The following is a 17806-nucleotide window of genomic DNA, read 5'->3' on the forward strand; positions in this document are numbered from 1 at the left end:
GGGGCCCCTTCCGGTGTCCGTCTACGTAGCCCACCGGCTCTTCGCCGCGCACGACCGTGCTCTCGCCGCCGACCTCGCCGAGCGACTCGCCGCGAAAGTCGGTCCCGGCCGAGTCTTCCTGCCGTTCTGCGACACCGACGAAGAGGACCTGATAGCCGACGTCAAAGGGCGCCGCCTGTTCGAGCTGGACCGCGAACGCCTCGGCCGCCTCGACGCCATGGTCGCCATCCTGCACGGCCCGAGCCTCGACGACGGGGTCTGTATGGAGATGGGATACGCCGCTGCTTCGGGCGTCCCGGTCATCGTGCTCACGACCGACTTCCAGACCTACTCGCTGACCGAGGCCGGCCCACGCCTCGAATTCCCCGACCCCCTCGTCCAGGCCGTGGCCACACGCATCGTGCGCGTCACCAAGCTCGGACCGCCAACCCTGCCGTCGACTCCGCCCCAGTCCCGCTTCTCGGGCTTCCAGACGCGCAACGTGGCCCAGATGAACACGGCACTCGACGCGACCGTCGACGCACTGCTCGACCTCCCGGAACAGACCCCCCGCCCTCTGCGCTCGACTGCGGATCCCGGCACACCGGTGTACGTCGAGGCGTCGCCGTACGCGGCATGGGGACGTGATCACCTGGTCAAAGCCTGTACGGATGCCGGCCACACCATCGTGCTGCCCCAGCGCTTCACGGCGCCGGACCCGGTAGCAGGGGCCCTGGCCGACCTGACCGCGGTGTGCTCGGCCGCCCGACTGCTGGCCGACGTCTCCGGCCCGGAGACACCACCGGGAACCGCCCTGCTCATCGGCGCGGCCGCGGCCAGCGGCGTACGGATCGCGGCCTTCCAGCCGCGCCCGACGTTCACCCACGCCCAAGGCCGCGAGCCCAACTGGCGCAACCTCATGGTCCAGTACGCCACCGACGCTCACCTTGCCAACGGCGACGCCGTACGGTCCTGGCTGGCCGCATGAACCTCGACGACATCGCCGGTGAGTACCGGACCGTGGTCCTGGAAGGCTGCGACGGAGTTGGCAAAAGCACGCTCGGCGCACACCTGTCGACGCACCACGGCTTCGCTGTGGTGCACTCCCCCAGGACTCCGGACCACCTCGACCTGGCCGGCCGCTACCGGAGCATCCTCGCCGGGACCGGGCGGATCCTCTTCGACCGGTGCTTCATCAGCGAACTGGTCTACGGCCCCCTGCACCGGGGCCGTTCCCGGATCAACTGGAGCCAGGCGATCGACCTTGCCGAAAGCGTCATCGAGCGATCCGGCGTCCTCATCCACCTGACCGCGCCCCCGGCCGTCATCCGTCGGCGGCTTCTGTCGCGCGACGGCGAGGCGGTCAGCCTGGAGGAAATCTCCGCCCTGGTAGCGGGGTACAAACGGGTCTTCTCGACCCTCACCGACTACACCCGCGTGCTCACCCTCGACACCACGACCCTCGAACGTCCTTCGACAGGGTGAGAGGGCCTGCCGAATCCAGCCCGTCGGCACACCGCTCCCGCTAGGCTCCGGGAGCACCTGCTGTACCGCCACTGGAGGAGTCTTGGAGATCGGGTCCGCCCAGAAACTCGCCTGGGAGAACAAGACCCTCAAGGGGTTCAACACCACCGACGTGGCCATGGAGTTCGGCCTCCTCACCGCCGAGGTAGGCGAAGCCTTCACCTCCTGGCGCAAGGGCCTGCCCGACCTCGGAGAGGAACTGGCCGACGTCTTCCTCTACCTGACGGCCCTGGCCGAGATGAACGGCGTGGACCTCGACTCCGAAGTCGCCCGGAAGATCGAAAAGAACACGCGACGTACGTACGAGCGAAACAAGCACGGAGCGCAGATCCGGACAAGCGACACGTAGGTCTTCCCGCTGACCGGCAGCTCGTGTGCCCGAGCGCTTCATTTGACGGATGAGCACGTGAGTTGGCGACCGAGACGTCCGGTGGCTCAGTCAATGATCAAGCGGTTCTGTGTGGCTGTGCCCCAAACTTGGTGAAGCTATTCGACGATTCCGGGCGCCACATCGGTCTCCGGGGCCCACTCCGGAACGACTGCTGGTCATACAGCCGGCGGAGGTCCGGCTGGACCGGCCTGTTCGGCAGGCTGGTCCAGCTGCTGCTCACGACGCCGTTGCTCGTTGCGAAGCGCCTCAACGCGCTGGGTGAACTTGGCGAGGGCCTCGCCCTCCTGCTCCTCGGTGAACTGGCTGTATTCACCGATCCCGAGCATCACCGCATTCAGTTCCTCCTCGATGGCGTCAGCTGTCTGCCGCAGGAAGTAGCTACGCTCGCGGTACTTGTAGTAGCCGCTGAACGCGGACGCGAGGGTGATGCTGAACCCCAGAACCACAACGGACAATGTCTGCCAGTTCCAGTCCTGCTGGCTGAAAGAGGCGATCGTAGTCACTGCGGTCGATCCGATCATGATCAAGGACTGCAAGCTGTTATGGACGCGGCGGTAGTGGCGGCTCTCCCGCCCGTACTGAGCAAGGACCTCAGCCGTATCCTCGCGGTACATGCTGCGACGCTCCATCAGCCGTGGTTGTGCCCGCAGACTCCTCATACGCAGTTCTTCGCGCTTGGTGTCGAGGCTGTCCCGTAGTCGCGTCAAGCTGTACTCGTAGCGATCCGGTGGCACGTACTCAGTGCGGAAATCGAGCGGGTCAGCCCGGATGAGGTGATCCATACAGATCACTCCGACCGTGAGACCGCCGACGACCAGCACAGTGACGAGGAATCCTCTACCGGCCACAAGCACGGCATGGAAATCGGCGAACACGACGTTCCACGCGATGAGCGAGGGGATGCTCGCCAGGGTGACCAACAGAGAAGTGGCCAGAAGACGCACGCGTCTCCGCTTCCAGGCAACCTCGCGCTCCAGCTCCTGAACCGTCGTTCGTAACTCTTCGATCTCAGGCACCAACGCCCGCCCCCATAGTCAACTCCGAACGCGTACACGTCCGATGACTCCAAGTTATCCGCATCAGCTGATCACTCGGCCGTATCAACGGAAGATCGGTACGCGCTTGACCGGCCAACTGGGGTGCTCAGCCACACATCGTCGTACACATCAAGGTCAGCGCATTGCTCGGTTGACGCCTCTAGGCGGCAAGGCCGTGCCGCTCGCTTCTCTCGCCCCCCTGATCTCCACCCGCCTGCGGGCGCTCCAGGCCCAGCAACTTCAGCAGGTCAGCCGTCACCACCCGGTAGGCGTTACCGAGACGCAGCACCTTGACCGGGTACTGCCCCTGCTTGGCGAGTCCGTAACCCGTGGATCGGCCGATCATCAGCGCTCGGTTCGAGGTGTCGAGGTCGATCACGGCAGGGAGGGCAAGCAACTCGTCGCCCGTTAGCCCTCGCACTTCACGGGATGAGTTGGATGCCGCCATGGTGCCCTCCTGGAAACGTCGCATGCCGCAGTGACACCAAAGATGTATCACTTAGTTGCAGCAGCGCTTTTTGCCTGCCTAAAGTGTCACCATGACACCTGATCAATGGTCGACAGCGTTCACCGGTCGGATCGCCCAGCGCTTGCGGGACTCGCGCAAGGCCGCCGGCCTCACCATGGCCGAAGTCGCCCAGGGCTGTGCCGACCGCGGCTTGCCGGAGTTCACCGAGCACTCGGTGAAGAATCTGGAGTCCGGGCGCAAGACGAGCATCACCGTGGCGGATTTCGTCGTACTGGCCGACGTCCTGGGCGTCCCGCCTGTGACTCTCCTCTTCCCGCTCGGGTCTTCGGCCACGGTCGAGGTCCTCCCTGGCCGGGAAGTGTCCACCTGGGACGCGGTCGCGTGGTTCACCGGCGAATCGCCCTTGGACGAGCCCGCCCCCGAAGGCTCCGCACGGGACGTCCTCGACGTCTTCCGCCAGCACGGTGACCTGGTGGCTGCCGCGATGTACTCCTATGCCCTGGCCAGTGAGAGGCGACGGGCAGCCAGTACCACCCTGGACCGGACCCGACGAGCCGCCCTCCTACAGCGCGCCGAGGGCTACGAGGAGCACGCGTTCGAGGACTGCCAGGAACTGCGTGCGTTCCGTGGCCGGATGCGCCACCGCGATCTGGCACCCCCGGCCCTACCCGACGAACTGGCCTTCGTCGACCAGCCCGAAACACCGGCACACGTGGAGGACAGCGAGTGAAGAACGGCAACCTCATACGTCGGTGCCGCTGCACCGACCCGAAGACCAAGAAGGAGTACGGCGCTTCCTGCCCCAAGCTCAAGTCCTCCCGCCGACACGGCACCTGGACCGCCGTCCAGGAACTCGAACCCAACCAGAACGGCGACCGCAGGCGGTTCCGTCGCGGCGGATTCGAGACCTCCACCAAGGCCCAGGAGGAGTTGGACAAGGTCCGTGCCCTCATGGCCATTCCCGAGGAGGATGACGCCTGGGGCAAGACCCAGATCAGCGACCTCCTGGAGAACTGCGTCAAGGACAAGGACCCGGTCCCGGACTACGACGAGACCCGCCGCCGCTTCAAGACAGGCCAGTCCCTGAACTCCAAGGTCACCGTGGCGGAGTGGCTAGACACCTGGCTGGCGGGACGCAAGCGTCTGCGGCGCGGCGGGGCGGCCCGCTACGAGTGCGATATCCGCGTCCACCTGAAGCCGCATCTCGGCCACCTGCGCCTCGACAAGCTCCGCGTGCACCACATCGACTCGATGTTCGACGCGATCAACGAGCGCAACATCGAGATCCAGGAACAGAACGCCCAGCGGCGCGTGGTACGCAACGACCTCAAGGCCACCCCGAACAAGGGTGCCGAGAACCGCGCCCGACGCCCTTGGCTGCGGGCCCAGCTCGACGCTATGCCGGCCTTCCGACGGATTACCGGTCTCAACACCCAGCCGCACATCCGGGACACCCTGCGCGCCGCGCTGAACGTCGCCATCGCCCAGCAGGTGATGCCCGCCTTCAACCCTGCGGCGCACGTCGAGTTGCTGCCGGGCACCAAGCCGAAGGCGCTCGTCTGGAGCGACGAGCGCATCGCGCGCTGGCAGGAGACCGGCGAGAAGCCTTCACCGGTCATGGTCTGGACCCCCGACCAGACCGCGACGTTCCTCGACTTCGTCGAGCAGGACCGGCTCTACGTGCTCTGGCGGCTCATCGCCTTCCGGGGCACACGACGCGGCGAGGGCTGCGGCGTCCGGTGGGAAGACCACTCGGCCAAGGCTCGCTCGCTCGCCATCGCCACCCAGCTCGTCCAAGACGGCTGGGAGGTCCACGAGGGCGCCCCCAAGACCGACAGCGGCATCCGCCTGATCGCCCTCGACGAGGAGACCAACCAGGACCTTCTCGCCCACAAGGCCCGCCAGCAGCGGGAGCGGGAGGCATGGGGCGAGGGCTGGCAGGACACCGGCCGGATCTTCACCCAGGAGGATGGATCCCTTCTCCACCCTGGCAAGGTCAGCGACCTTTTCGAGCGTCTGGTGGAAGCCGCTGGTCTTCCGCCAATCCGGCTCCACGATCTTCGCCACGTCGCAGCGACGCTGATGCTCGCTGCCGGGGTCGACATCAAGGTGGTCTCCGAAACGCTCGGCCACTCGGACACGCGGATCACCCGGGACATCTACCAGTCGGTCCTTGACGACCTCGCTCGCGACGCCGCCGAGAAGGTCGTTCAGCTCGTGCCGCACGCCCGGAGGCCCCTGGCAGCGGTGAAGGACGGGGAGCCGACACCCTCTCCGCGCCGGCCGAGGATGACGCCTCCACGCAAGAGCAACGAGGCCAAGGAAGAACGCTCCGCCTGATTCAGGCGCGAAGGAGCCCCGGCCAGCTGGAATCTGACCGGGGCTCCGGCATGTGGTGAACGTCACCTGCTAGGTGGGGCGTCCCGTGAGTGATCGCACAACGTGACTATCACCCTCTCCGGCAACAGCCTCGCCAAGCCGCCCACTCCGCAGCCGTCACCCTGTCCCCGGCGGTCGATCGCTCGGGTAGCTGATCGCTCACCGTGCCACCTCGGCGTGGTAGTGGGGGTGGTTCTTCCATCATGCGGCATCAATGCGCAGCCACGCGAACTGTCGGACGGCGCCCACGATGTCGCCGCAGTCCAGGTGCGTCTCGGCACTGCCGTAGGCGTATCCGAGGGCCTTCCAGAACTGGGGGGCCATCTCCTCGGCCGCCCGCGCGTCCACGAACTCGTACAGGGCCCGGAGCTTGGCGGCCAGCTCAGCGAAGGCGTCGACCGGGGCCTCGGTGCCCGGTTGGGTAGGCCGGTTCTCGCGGGCGGTCATCGCAGGGCCTCTCCGGGGTAGCGCAGGCGCGCGCAGTTACTGCACAGGGGGAGGCGGTCCGGCCCGCCGCTGTCCATCAGCGTCCCGCATCCGCCGCAGTCAGTCAGGTTGTCGAAGGTTCTGCCGCACGCGAAGCACAGGGGTGTAGTGCCCAACGGGTTCGCCGCAGTGACCGCTTCGATCACCAGCGCGTACACCTGGCAGCTCGGGCAGTCGGTCATCGAGGGGGCGTATTCGTCCGCGATGTTGGAATTCTCGTCCAGCCCCAGAATGATCCACGCGTAGTCGGCGGCTGCGGACTGCGGGGCGTGGTCCCAAGTCTGGTAGCAAAAGCGGCAGGTGGGACCGGCCCCGGCGCCGTCGGCGACCATGGCCCACTGCTCGCAGTCCGGGCACTTCACTGTCACGTCGGCAACCTTGGCCAGATCGCTGCGCAGATTGTTCATGCGCTGCTTGACCAGTGTTTCAATGGCCTTGAGCTGCAACCGAAACGAATCCATGTCGCTCTCGACGCCCTGAGCTTCGGCGGGTTCGAGCACTGGGATGAGATGCCGGTGGACGAACGTAATCAGGAATTCGAGCACCCTTGCCGCGCGGGACTCGATGGCGTACGCGTTATGCGTCAGGCCATAGTGCTGGAGAGCGTTGCGGTGATCCGCGAGCTCCTTGATCCGTTTCCGGTCATCGTCGTCGAGCGCCAGGCGGGCGATGCGGCGTAGACGATCGAAGGCGTCCAGAGTGCCGCAGCTCTTGAAGACCCCCTTCTGCCAGGCATCGTGCGTCGCCTCGGTGGGGTCGGCGAAGATGAGGCTGAAGTGCTCGTGCGCAAGCCGGGCCTTGAGTAGTACCTCGGTGGCCGCCTGGAGGTGGAGCACCGTGTACTTGAGGTCGCGGGCACCGGGCGGCTTTTCACCTTCGGTCAGGTGCCGGAAGACGCTCACCAGATAGTCCATTCCGTTGGACACCGGAGTGTAGGACACGTCCGGCCGCGGGGATGGACGCTCCGTCTTCTTCACGCCCTGGGAGGGCACGGTCGTCGGCGCCGGGGCCTGCTCCGCGCTGTCCTCAGGCTCGACAGGATGCTGCGCGTCTGTCTGGTCGGTCATTGAGGCCCCTCCCCTAGCTACCGGTTCTTCCAGGAAGAACACCCGGCAGAACCTCTGTACTCATGTTCCCCGAGGCTGCAAGGCAACGACATGTAGGAATGGAACAACAACCAGACCTTTGTCCGCCCGCCCCCACTGTCGCGCTCGGCCACCGCTGCTGCACGCCATTTGCACGTTTGGCCACCGGTCGGCCACCAGCGGGCGCCTGGCGGAGCCACTGGGGTGGCAGATCGACAGAATTAAGGTAATGAAATGGAAAAAACCCCAGGTCACGGCGAGTGAGTCCTGGGGTTAATCCGAGCCGCCTTCGGGATTCGAACCCGAGACCTACGCATTACGAGTGCGTTGCTCTGGCCAACTGAGCTAAGGCGGCGTTGCCGTGTGCACCATGGTGCGATCAGCGGCGCGGCCAAGTCTACACAGTTTTGAGGGGTGCTCCGTACGCGCCCGCGCGGAGGCGGCGGAGGGGCGGCTGAGCGGGACTCCGCGCAGGGTTCGCGCAGGTCAGGGGGCCAGGGCGGTCAGGAGCACTTCTTGTCGGCGGTGGGGGGTGTGCCCTCCAGGAGGTACGTGTTGATCGCCGTGTCGATGCAGTCGCTGCCCCGGCCGTAGGCGGTGTGGCCGTCGCCGTCGTAGGTGAGGAGGGTGCCGGAGGAGAGCTGGCCGGCCAGGGACTGGGCCCACTTGTACGGGGTGGCCGGGTCGCGGGTGGTGCCGACCACGACGATCGGGGCCGCGCCCCTGGCCTCGATGCGGTGGGGGGCGCCGGTGGCCTTGGCGGGCCAGTAGGCGCAGTTCAGGGAGGCCCAGGCCAGGACCTCGCCGAAGACCGGGGACGCCTTCTCGAAGGAGGGGAGCGCCTTGGTGACCTGCTCGGGGCTGTCGAAGGCGGGCGGCAGGTCGAGACAGTTCACGGCGGAGTTGGCGAACATCAGGTTCTGGTACGAGCCGTCGCTGTCGCGTTCGTAGTACGAGTCGGCGAGCGCGAGCAGGGCCGCGCCGTCGCCGTCCAGGGAGCCCGTAAGGGCGTCGCGGAGCTGGGGCCAGGCGGACTCGTCGTACATCGCGGCGATCACACCGGTGGTGGCGAGGGACTCGCCGAGCTGACGGGTCTCGCCGGTCGGGACGGGCTTGGTGTCCAGGTCCGCGAAGAACGCCTTCAGCCGGGTCGAGACCTCGGCGGGCGAGGTCGTGTCGAAGGGGCAGTCGGACCGCTTGACGCAGTCCCGGGCGAAGGACTGGAAGGCCGTCTCGAAGCCGGCGGTCTGGTCGCGGTTCAGCTCGCGGGCCGGCAGGGACGGGTCCATCGCGCCGTCGAGGACGAGCCGGCCGGTGCGCTGGGGGAACAGCTCCGCGTAGGTCGCGCCGAGGAAGGTGCCGTACGAGGCCCCCACGTACGACAGCTTCCGGTCGCCCAGCACCGCGCGGAAGAGGTCCATGTCCCGGGCCGCCTCGACCGTGGAGACATGCGGCAGGACCGCGCCGGACCGCTTCTCGCAGCCCTGGGCGAACTTCTTGAAGGCGTCGGTGAGCAGCGTGATCTCGGCCTGGTCGTCCGGTGTCTGGTCGACCTGGGTGTACGCGTCCATCTCCTTGCCCGTGAGGCACTCGATCGGCTCGCTGCGGGCGACACCGCGCGGGTCCATGGCCGCCATGTCGTACTGGGCGCGGATCTGCGCCGGATAGCCGATGCCCGCGTACCCCTGGAGATAGCCGATGGCGGAGCCGCCGGGGCCGCCCGGGTTGACGAGGAGCGAGCCGAGCCGCTTGCCGGGGCCGGTGGCCTTCTTACGGGACACGGCCAGGTCGATCTGCTTCCCGTCCGGCTCCGCGTAGTCCAGCGGGGCCTTCATCGTGGCGCACTGGAAGTCGGGGACCCCGCACGCCCGCCAGGTGACCTTCTGCTCGTAGTACTTCTTCAGCGCCGCCTCGTCGACGGACGCCGAACCCGACGCCGACCCCGCGCCCGGAGCCGAGGCATCCGCGCCCGAGTCGGACGGTGAGCCGCCGGAGCTGCATCCGGAGATCAGCAGACCGGCCGCCACCAGCGCGGCAGCGGAGATACGGAACGGGTGCCTGGAGTCCATTCCCGGAGCCTAACCGCCCGGCCGAGCACGGCGTACGTCCACACTCGTACGGGTGATTCCCGGCCCGTGGCGCCCCTCCAGCCCGGTCCGGCCCGCCCGCGGCACCCCTCCGCCCCCGGTCTGCCCCGCCCGCGGCGACCCGTCCAGCCCGGTCCGCACGGCCCGCCGCGGCGGGCCCGCTCTCCTCAGCCCGCCCTCAGCGACACCGCCATCGCCTCGACCGCCAGCAGCGGCGCCACATTGCGGTCCAGCGCCTGCCGGCAGGCGCCGATCGCCTCTATCCGGCGCAGCGTCCGCTCCGGGGTGGAGTCGCGGGCGACCCGGTCCAGCGCGTCCCGTACGTCCCCGTTGGCGAGCGCGACCCGCGACCCCATCTGGAGGGCCAGCACATCCCGGTAGAAGCCCGTCAGGTCGGTGAGCGCGAGGTCGAGGCTGTCGCGCTGCGTACGGGTGGCGCGGCGCTTCTGCCGGTCCTCCAGCTCCTTCATCACCCCCGCCGTCCCCCGGGGCATCCGGCCGCCCGCCGAGGCGCCCAGCGCGGCCTTCATGTCCTCCGTCTCCTTGGCGTCGACGTCCTCCGCGACCTGCTTGGCGTCCTCCTTGGCCGCGTCGACCAGCTCCTGCGCCGCCTTGAGGCAGCCCCCGATGTCCGCCACCCGCAGCGGCATCTTGAGCACGGTGGCCCGGCGGGCCCGGGCCCGCTCGTCGGTGGCCAGCCGGCGGGCCCTGCCGATGTGCCCCTGGGTGGCCTGGGCGGCGGCGTGGGCGGCCTGGGGCTCGATGCCGTCGCGCCGGATCAGGACATCGGCGACGGCCGCGACGGGCGGGGTACGCAGGACGAGATGGCGGCAGCGGGAGCGGATCGTGGGCAGGACGTCCTCCAGGGAGGGCGCGCAGAGCAGCCAGACCGTCCGGGGCGCGGGCTCCTCCACCGCCTTCAGCAGGACGTTGCCGGCGCCCTCGGTGAGGCGGTCGGCGTCCTCCATCACGATGACCTGCCAGCGGCCGACGGCCGGGGAGAGCTGGGCGCGGCGGACCAGCTCACGGGTCTCCTTGACGCCGATGGAGAGCAGATCCGTACGGATCACGTCGACGTCCGCGTGCGTGCCGATCAGGCTCGTATGACAGCCGTCGCAGAACCCGCACCCCGGCTCCCCGCCCAGCGCCCGGTCCGGGCTGGTGCACTGGAGGGCGGCGGCGAAGGCGCGGGCCGCGGTGGAACGGCCCGACCCCGGCGGCCCGGTGAAGAGCCAGGCATGGGTCATCTTCGACGCCTCGGGCGGCGCGGTGCCCGTCGCGTCGGCGGTGACCAGCGCGTCGGCGTCACGGGCGGCGGCGGCCAGCGTCACATGCACGCGGTCCTGTCCGACCAGCTCGTCCCATACGGTCATGCGCCGTCACCGCCTCCTTCGTCGCCTGTCAGCAGTACGCGTACGACAGCCGCCGGGTGCCGGGCACCGGGCGTACGTCGTGCGCGGATTCCATTGTGGGGCCGGGGTCTGACATTCCGGCATTCCGGCCTTCCGGCACCGCCGGACAGGACCCCGTGCAAGGCGGAGGGGGTTGCCCCAGTACTGAAGGCAACCCCCACAACGCCCTAGCGGCGCCGTCCGCTCCCGCCGCCCTCGCCGCCGTCGTCGTCCCCGCCCTCGATCACGTCGCGCGAGCCGAAGAGTTCGTCCGCCAGGGTCGGAAGGTCGTCCAGCGGGGTCTCCTCCGCCCAGTCCGACCGACGGCGCGGACGCTCGGCGCCGCGCTCCGGCGGGCGCGCCGGGCGCGCGGCTCTCGGGTCGATCCTCGGCAGCTTCGCGGTCCGTTCGACCGCGCGCTCCGGCGGCGCCGACGGTGCCGGAGCGTCGTCGCGGAAGAAGCCGCGCGGCACCCGATCGGCCGGACCGGAGCCGGCCGGACCCGCGCCGGCCGGACCGGAATCCCGTACAGCCGGGAGGACGGCGGTCTCGTCGTCGGTTACGGCCGGGAGTACGGCGGTCTCATCGGCCGCGCGGGCGTCCTGCGGCTTGTCGCGCGGCTCGTCCCGTACCGGCGGAAGCACCGTCGTCTCCGCCGCGTCGGATCCGACACCGGCCCCGGCACCCGCCCCGGCACCCTTCGGCCGCAGGTTCTCCGGACGTACCGCCGGGACCTCCTGTGTCACATCGTCAGGAGCGACCGTCTTCTTCTCGGGCTTCCGGACGACGGGCGTGGGCACCGTGATCTCGTTCGGCGAAGCGACCGGGGGCTTCGCGAGCCCCACCGACGGCGCGGAAGCCGCGGACGCGGCAGCAGCGGACGCGGCAGCAGCCGCAGCGGCCGCGGCAGCCTCGGCCTCCGCCGCCCGCCGCCGCGCCTCCTCCGCCCTGACCAGGGCCTCCTCCGCCTTGCGCTGCTTCTCCAGACGGCGCTCCTCGGCCTCCGCGCGGAGCCTGGCCTCCTCCTTGGCCTGCTTCCGCAGCCGCTCCTGCTCCGCCTCGTACAGCCGCTCCTCGGCCTCGCGCCGCTCGCGCTCCTCCTCGGCCTTCCTGCGCTCCTCCTCGGCGCGCCGCCTGGCCTCCTCCGCCTGCCGTTCGGCCTCGCGCCGCTGCGCTTCCTCCAGCTCGCGCCGCTTGCGCTCCTCCTCCTCGGCGCGGAGCTTGGCGAGCTGCGCCTGCCGCTCGCGCTCCAGCCGCTCCTCCTCCGCCTTGCGCGCGGCCTCTTCCTCCGCCTTGCGCCGGGCCTCCTCGATCGCGGCCCTGCGGGCTTCCTCCCGGGCCTTGATCTCGGCCTCGGAGAGCGGCAGCAGCTGGTCGAGCCGGTGCCGTACGACCGTGGTGACCTCCTGCGGCTCCTGCCCGGCGTCCACGACGAGATAGCGCGTCGGGTCGGCGGCTGCCAGGGTAAGGAAGCCGGTGCGCACCCGCTGATGGAACTCGGCGGGCTCGGACTCCAGCCGGTCGGGCGCCTCCGTGAAGCGCTCGCGCGCCGTCTCCGGCGCGACATCGAGCAGCACGGTCAGATGCGGTACGAGTCCGTCCGTGGCCCAGCGGGAGATACGGGCGATCTCGATCGGTGAGAGATCCCGGCCCGCGCCCTGGTAGGCCACGGACGAGTCGATGTACCGGTCCGAGATGACGATCGCACCGCGCTCCAGGGCCGGCCGCACGACCGAGTCGACGTGCTCGGCGCGGTCGGCCGCGTACAGCAGCGCCTCGGCGCGGTTCGACAGACCGGCGCTCGACACGTCGAGCAGGATCGAGCGCAGGCGCTTGCCGACCGGGGTGGCGCCCGGCTCGCGGGTGACCACCACTTCGTGGCCCTTGGCACGGATCCACTCCGCGAGCGCCTCCACCTGAGTGGACTTGCCCGCGCCGTCGCCGCCTTCCAGGACGAGGAAGAAGCCGGTCGCGGCCTGGGCCTGGGCCGGATCGGCGCCGCCCCGCAGCGCGTCGCGCAGATCGCTCCGGAGCGGCACTCCGGAACGGTCGTCCGTCTTGGCGAGGACCACCGCCGCCAGGGGCAGCAGCAGCGCGCCCACCAGCATCAGCGTGAACGCCGCTCCGTCGTGGGCGAAGACGAAGGTGCCGCTCGCGAGCCGGTGCGGGCCGATGGCGGCGGCGACGAGGGGGGCGAGCACCACGCCGAGCGCGACCGAGACCCTGACTACCGCATGCAGATGGTCGGTTACTCGCTGTTTACGGTACTCCTCGATCTCCCCGTCGAGAAGAGCGTGTCCAGTATTCGCCACGACACCCGCCGAGAAGCCGGCGAACAGCGCGAGGAACAGCACCGTCGCCGTGTCGGGCACGAGCCCCATGACCAGCAGCACCACACCCGTGACCGCGATCGACAGGGCCAGCAGCCGCCGCCGGGAGAGCGCGGGCAGCACCTTGGCCGCGTCGCGGATACCCAGCGCCGTGCCGCCCGTCAGGGCGAGGACCAGCAGGGCGAAGGCGACGGGACCGCCGCCGAGGTCCCCCGCCTGAAGGACGGAGACCGACACGGCCGCCGCGATCGCGCCCGCGATGGCCCCGGACGCCAGCACCAGCAGCGGCACCGCGCCAGTACGGCCCTTCTCCCGGCCTTCACCGGAAGCGCCGTCACCGGAAGCGCCCGCACCCGGGCTCCGCAGCCCCTCGATCGGCGACCGCGGCCTGGGCGTACGCCCGTCGGGCAGCTGAAGGAAGTACAGCGTCGAGACGGACGCCGCGAACAGCCCGGCCGCGACATACGAGCCCAGCGCCGCCTGGTGCAGCGAGAACCAGTCGATCCCCGTGCCCAGCAGATTGCCGATCAGCGTGGCGACGAGCAGGACCACCGCCGCCACGGGCACGGACAGGAACGTCGTACGGAGGGTGAGCCGGCGCAGCGCGTCGAGATGGTCCGGCAGCGGGCGTACGGCCGCGCCCTCCAGTGGCGGCGCGGGCAGCAGCGCGGGCGCGGCGCTCTCCTTGGCCACCGTCCAGAAGCGCTCGGCGACACCGAGGACGAACACCGTGCCGAGAAGGAACGGCAGGGCGCGGCCCGGAGTCCAGTCGAGCCACAGCGGCGCGACCATGAGCAGGCCGAGCCGGAGCACATCCGCGACGATCATCGTCCAGCGGCGGTCCAGCGGGCCGCCGTCGCGCTCCGGCTTCGTGCGCTTGAGCACCACCGTGGCCCCGCCCGGCGCACCGGGCGCGTCCGACGCACCGGACGCACCGTGCGCGTCGGCCGACGTCGCGGGCTTGACCAGCCGTACGGGCTTGGCCGGCCGGGTCCCCGTGCTCGGCGCGACCAGCGCCGACACCGGGCCGAGCAGCACCGCCCCGAACAGCAGCGTCGCGAGGACCCGGACGCCGAACACGGCGGCGACGGCGAACGCCGCGCCCCGGTATCCGTCGCCGAAGGAGCCCTCGGTGACCGCCGCTTGCAACGACAGCAGCAGAAGCACGAGTACGGCCAGTACGTCGCCGACTCCGCCGGCGAACTGGGCGCCCCACAACCGCCGCAGCGGGGGGAGGCGCAACAAGGAGCGTAGGGCGCGTTCTCGTGAGTCCGCGGCAAGTGCGTCGGGGCCGGAGGGGGCGCTCACGACCGTTGGCTGCTCGGCTCGCGTCATCCGCCCAGCCTATCCGGCCCCACCGACAACCCCGCGCCGCGTCCGAACGTACGCGCACCACTGAAGCGGTCCGGGGCCCGGCGCGTGAGCCGGACCCCGGACCTGTGGTCGTGTCGTCAGCATCTTTAAAGAGGCTGACGAAAAGACGCTGACACTACTCGCCAGTACGCGAAGCCACCGTCTTCTTCGCGACGGTCGTCTTCGCTGTCGTCGTCTTCGCGGCGGTCGTCTTCTTCACCGCGGTCTTCTTCGCGGCGCTGGCCGCCGTAGTCGTCTTCTTCGCGGCGGTCTTCTTGACCGCGGTCTTCTTGGCGGCCGTCGCCGTCTTCTTCGCGGGGGCCTTCTTCGCCGCCTTCTTCGCGGTCTTCTTCGCCGGGCTCTTCGCCCGCTTCTCCGCGAGCAGCTCGTAACCGCGCTCCGGCGTGATCGCCTCGACGCTGTCGTCGGTCCGCAGCGTCGCGTTCGTCTCGCCGTCCGTGACGTACGGCCCGAAGCGCCCGTCCTTGACCACCACCGGACGCTCGCTCACCGGGTCCGTGCCCAGCTCCTTCAGCGGCGGCTTGGCCGCGGCCCGGCCCCGCTGCTTGGGCTGCGCGTAGATCGCCAGCGCCTCGTCCAGCGTGATGTCGAAGAGCTGGTCCTCGCTCGTCAGCGAGCGCGAATCCGTGCCCTTCTTGAGATACGGGCCGTACCGGCCGTTCTGCGCGGTGATCTCGACGCCCTCGGCGTCGGCGCCCACCACCCGCGGCAGCGACATCAGCCGGAGCGCGTCGTCGAGCGTGACCGTGTCCAGGCTCATCGACTTGAAGAGCGAGGCGGTCCGGGGCTTGACCGCGTTCTTGCCGGTCTTCGGCGTGCCGTCCGGAAGGATCTCGGTCACATACGGGCCGTACCGGCCGTCCTTGGCGACGATCTGGTGGCCGGTCCCCGGGTCGGCGCCCAGCTCGAAGTCGCCGCTGGGCTTGGCGAGCAGCTCCTCGGCGTACTCGACCGTCAGCTCGTCGGGCGCCAGCTCCTCGGGCACATCGGCGCGCTGGTGGCCCTCCTCGTCCTTCTCGCCACGCTCGACGTACGGGCCGTAACGCCCGACGCGGAGCATGATCCCGTCGCCGACGGGGAACGAGGAGATCTCCTTGGCGTCGATCGCGCCGAGGTCCGTGACAAGTTCCTTGAGCCCGCCGAGGTGATCGCCGTCACCGTTCCCGGCGCCGGCGGCGGCGCCCGCGCGGTCGTCGCCCTCGCCGAAGTAGAAGCGCTTCAGCCACGGCACTGCCTGGGCCTCGCCCTGGGCGATCCGGTCGAGGTCGTCCTCCATCTTGGCCGTGAAGTCGTAGTCGACCAGCCGGCCGAAGTGCGTCTCCAGCAGATTGACCACGGCGAAGGAGAGGAAGGACGGGACGAGCGCCGTGCCCTTCTTGAAGACATAGCCGCGGTCGAGGATGGTGCCGATGATCGAGGCGTAGGTCGACGGGCGGCCGATCTCGCGCTCTTCCAGCTCCTTGACCAGCGAGGCTTCGGTGTAGCGGGCCGGCGGCTTGGTGGCGTGGCCGTCGACGGACAGCTCCTCGGAGGTGAGCGCGTCGCCCTCCGCGACCTGCGGCAGCCGCCGCTCGCGGTCGTCCAGCTCCGCGTTCGGGTCGTCGGCGCCCTCGACATACGCCTTCATGAAGCCGTGGAAGGTGATCGTCTTGCCGGAGGCGGAGAATTCCGCGTCCCGGCCGTCGCTCGATGTGCCGCCGATGCGGACCGTGACGCTGTTGCCGACCGCGTCCTTCATCTGGGAGGCGACGGTCCGCTTCCAGATCAGCTCGTACAGCCGGAACTGGTCGCCGGTGAGCCCGGTCTCCGCCGGGGTGCGGAAGCGGTCGCCCGACGGGCGGATCGCCTCGTGCGCCTCCTGCGCGTTCTTGACCTTGCCGGCGTACGTACGCGGCTTCTCCGGCAGATAGCTCGCCCCGTACAACTGCGTGACCTGCGCCCGGGCCGCCGAGATCGCGGTGTCGGAGAGGGTCGTGGAGTCCGTACGCATATAGGTGATGAAGCCGTTCTCGTACAGCTTCTGCGCGACCTGCATCGTGGACTTCGCCCCGAAGCCCAGCTTGCGCGACGCTTCCTGCTGGAGGGTCGTCGTCCGGAAGGGCGCGTACGGGGAGCGGCGGTACGGCTTGGACTCGACCGAGCGGACGGCGAAGGCGGCGTCCGCCAGGGCGACGGCCAGCGCCCGCGCGTTCGCCTCGTCGAGGTGGAGCACCTGGTCGGACTTGAGCCGGCCGTCCGGGCCGAAGTCGCGGCCCTGGGCGACGCGCCGGCCGTCGACCGAGTTCAGCCGGGCGACCAGCGAGGACGGGTCGGAGGGGTCTCCGGCGCGGCCCGTGGAGAACGTGCCGGTCAGGTCCCAGTACTCGGCGGAGCGGAAGGCGATGCGCTCGCGCTCGCGCTCGACGACGAGCCGGGTGGCGACGGACTGGACCCGGCCCGCGGAGAGGCCGCGCATGACCTTCTTCCAGAGGACCGGCGAGACCTCGTACCCGTAGAGCCGGTCGAGGATACGGCGGGTCTCCTGGGCGTCGACCATGCGCGTGTTCAGCTCGCGCGGATTGGCGACGGCGGCCCTGATCGCGTCCTTGGTGATCTCGTGGAAGACCATCCGGTGGACCGGGACCTTGGGCTTCAGGACCTCCTGGAGGTGCCACGCGATGGCTTCGCCCTCGCGGTCCTCATCGGTGGCGAGGTACAGCTCGTCGGATTCGGCCAGCAGCTCCTTGAGCTTTCTGACCTGCGACTTCTTATCGGCGTTGACGACGTAGATCGGCTGGAAGTCGTTCTCGACGTCCACGCCGAGGCGGCGCACCTCACCGGTGTACTTCTCGGGCACCTCGGCGGCGCCGTTGGGAAGGTCACGGATGTGCCCGACGCTCGCCTCGACGACATAGCCAGGGCCGAGGTAGCCCTTGATCGTCTTCGCCTTGGCAGGCGACTCGACGATGACGAGTCGGCGGCCGCCGTGTGCGGTCTCGCTGGTCGGGGACAACTTCGCTCTTCTCTCCGGTCGACACTCGGTGGGCCCGTACGGGGGGTACGGCAGCGGTACGGCGGGGTCGCGGGGCGGCCCAGCGGTGACACTGCTTCGCTGCGGAGTGTGACGGTACAACCCGCCCCCGTGTCAAACGGCAAAAGACCGCAACGGCCCCTCGAACGGTAACCCGACTCCGGGCGTTCCTGCCGCCCGGACCCCCGGGCCCGTCGCGTCGCACCGGCCGGGCGGTGATTCCGCCGGGGGCCGTACGGACGGCTCGCCGACGGCCGGCCCCAA

The 17806-nt window shown here is 69.7% G+C and carries 13 protein-coding genes and 1 tRNA gene; 5 read left to right on the forward strand and 9 right to left on the reverse strand.

Translation table 11 applies throughout. The features are described from left to right. Nucleotides 1-13: 13 nt before the first annotated feature. The 3 genes from DVK44_RS13800 to DVK44_RS13810 all read left to right on the forward strand — a co-directional run bounded on the left by DVK44_RS13800 (nt 14) and on the right by DVK44_RS13810 (nt 1852). Nucleotides 14-967 carry a nucleoside 2-deoxyribosyltransferase gene (locus tag DVK44_RS13800; protein WP_114659950.1) on the forward strand — a complete coding sequence of 318 codons (954 nt, stop codon included), beginning with the start codon at nt 14-16 and terminating at the stop codon, nt 965-967. After that, entirely contained in the window at nt 964-1464 is a 501-nt protein-coding gene (locus tag DVK44_RS13805) for a hypothetical protein (RefSeq protein WP_114659951.1), read from the forward strand. Before DVK44_RS13800 ends, DVK44_RS13805 begins: the two co-directional genes overlap by 4 nt. Before the next feature lie 82 nt (nt 1465-1546). Beyond that, nucleotides 1547-1852: a MazG-like family protein gene (locus DVK44_RS13810; RefSeq protein WP_114659952.1), complete on the forward strand. Its 306-nt coding sequence runs from the start codon at nt 1547-1549 to the stop codon at nt 1850-1852. A 197-nt stretch (nt 1853-2049) separates the two neighbouring features. Here the strand turns inward: DVK44_RS13810 and DVK44_RS37075 are convergent, their stop codons facing one another. Both DVK44_RS37075 and DVK44_RS13820 read right to left on the reverse strand, forming a co-directional pair. Further along, entirely contained in the window at nt 2050-2910 is an 861-nt protein-coding gene (locus DVK44_RS37075) for a DUF4231 domain-containing protein (protein WP_228447131.1), read from the reverse strand. Nucleotides 2911-3091: 181 nt separating this feature from the next. Then, on the reverse strand, nt 3092-3379 hold the full coding sequence (locus DVK44_RS13820; protein WP_114659953.1) for a hypothetical protein: 288 nt from the start codon (nt 3377-3379) through the stop codon (nt 3092-3094). Nucleotides 3380-3470: 91 nt separating this feature from the next. On the opposite strand from DVK44_RS13820, the gene DVK44_RS13825 reads away from it, so the two are divergent. Together DVK44_RS13825 and DVK44_RS13830 are read left to right on the forward strand one after the other, a co-directional pair. After that, on the forward strand, nt 3471-4130 hold the full coding sequence (locus DVK44_RS13825) for a helix-turn-helix domain-containing protein (RefSeq protein WP_114659954.1): 660 nt from the start codon (nt 3471-3473) through the stop codon (nt 4128-4130). Then, nucleotides 4127-5740, forward strand: coding sequence for a site-specific integrase (locus tag DVK44_RS13830; RefSeq protein WP_114659955.1), 1614 nt, complete (start codon nt 4127-4129; stop codon nt 5738-5740). Before DVK44_RS13825 ends, DVK44_RS13830 begins: the two co-directional genes overlap by 4 nt. Nucleotides 5741-5980: 240 nt before the next feature. Here DVK44_RS13830 and DVK44_RS13835 read toward each other — a convergent pair whose 3' ends face one another. The 7 genes from DVK44_RS13835 to topA all read right to left on the reverse strand — a co-directional run bounded on the left by DVK44_RS13835 (nt 5981) and on the right by topA (nt 17524). Beyond that, on the reverse strand, nt 5981-6226 hold the full coding sequence (locus tag DVK44_RS13835; protein ID WP_114659956.1) for a hypothetical protein: 246 nt from the start codon (nt 6224-6226) through the stop codon (nt 5981-5983). Beyond that, complete coding sequence (locus tag DVK44_RS13840; protein ID WP_114659957.1) at nt 6223-7332, reverse strand: hypothetical protein; 1110 nt, start codon at nt 7330-7332, stop codon at nt 6223-6225. The genes DVK44_RS13835 and DVK44_RS13840 overlap by 4 nt, the downstream gene beginning before the upstream one ends. A gap of 299 nt (nt 7333-7631) precedes the next feature. Beyond that, nucleotides 7632-7705, reverse strand: a tRNA-Thr gene (locus tag DVK44_RS13845). 148 nt (nt 7706-7853) lie between these two features. After that, a complete protein-coding gene (locus tag DVK44_RS13850; protein ID WP_114659958.1) occupies nt 7854-9419 on the reverse strand; it encodes an alpha/beta hydrolase in 1566 nt (521 codons plus the stop codon). 185 nt (nt 9420-9604) lie between these two features. Further along, nucleotides 9605-10810, reverse strand: coding sequence for a DNA polymerase III subunit delta' (locus DVK44_RS13855; RefSeq protein WP_114659959.1), 1206 nt, complete (start codon nt 10808-10810; stop codon nt 9605-9607). Nucleotides 10811-11016: 206 nt separating this feature from the next. Next, a complete protein-coding gene (gene tmk / locus DVK44_RS13860) occupies nt 11017-14493 on the reverse strand; it encodes a dTMP kinase (RefSeq protein WP_228447132.1) in 3477 nt (1158 codons plus the stop codon). A 154-nt stretch (nt 14494-14647) separates the two neighbouring features. Continuing rightward, complete coding sequence (gene topA / locus DVK44_RS13865; protein ID WP_114659960.1) at nt 14648-17524, reverse strand: type I DNA topoisomerase; 2877 nt, start codon at nt 17522-17524, stop codon at nt 14648-14650. Between the last annotated feature and the right edge of the window lie 282 nt (nt 17525-17806).

This window comes from Streptomyces paludis (assembly GCF_003344965.1).
GTDB lineage: Bacteria > Actinomycetota > Actinomycetes > Streptomycetales > Streptomycetaceae > Streptomyces > Streptomyces paludis.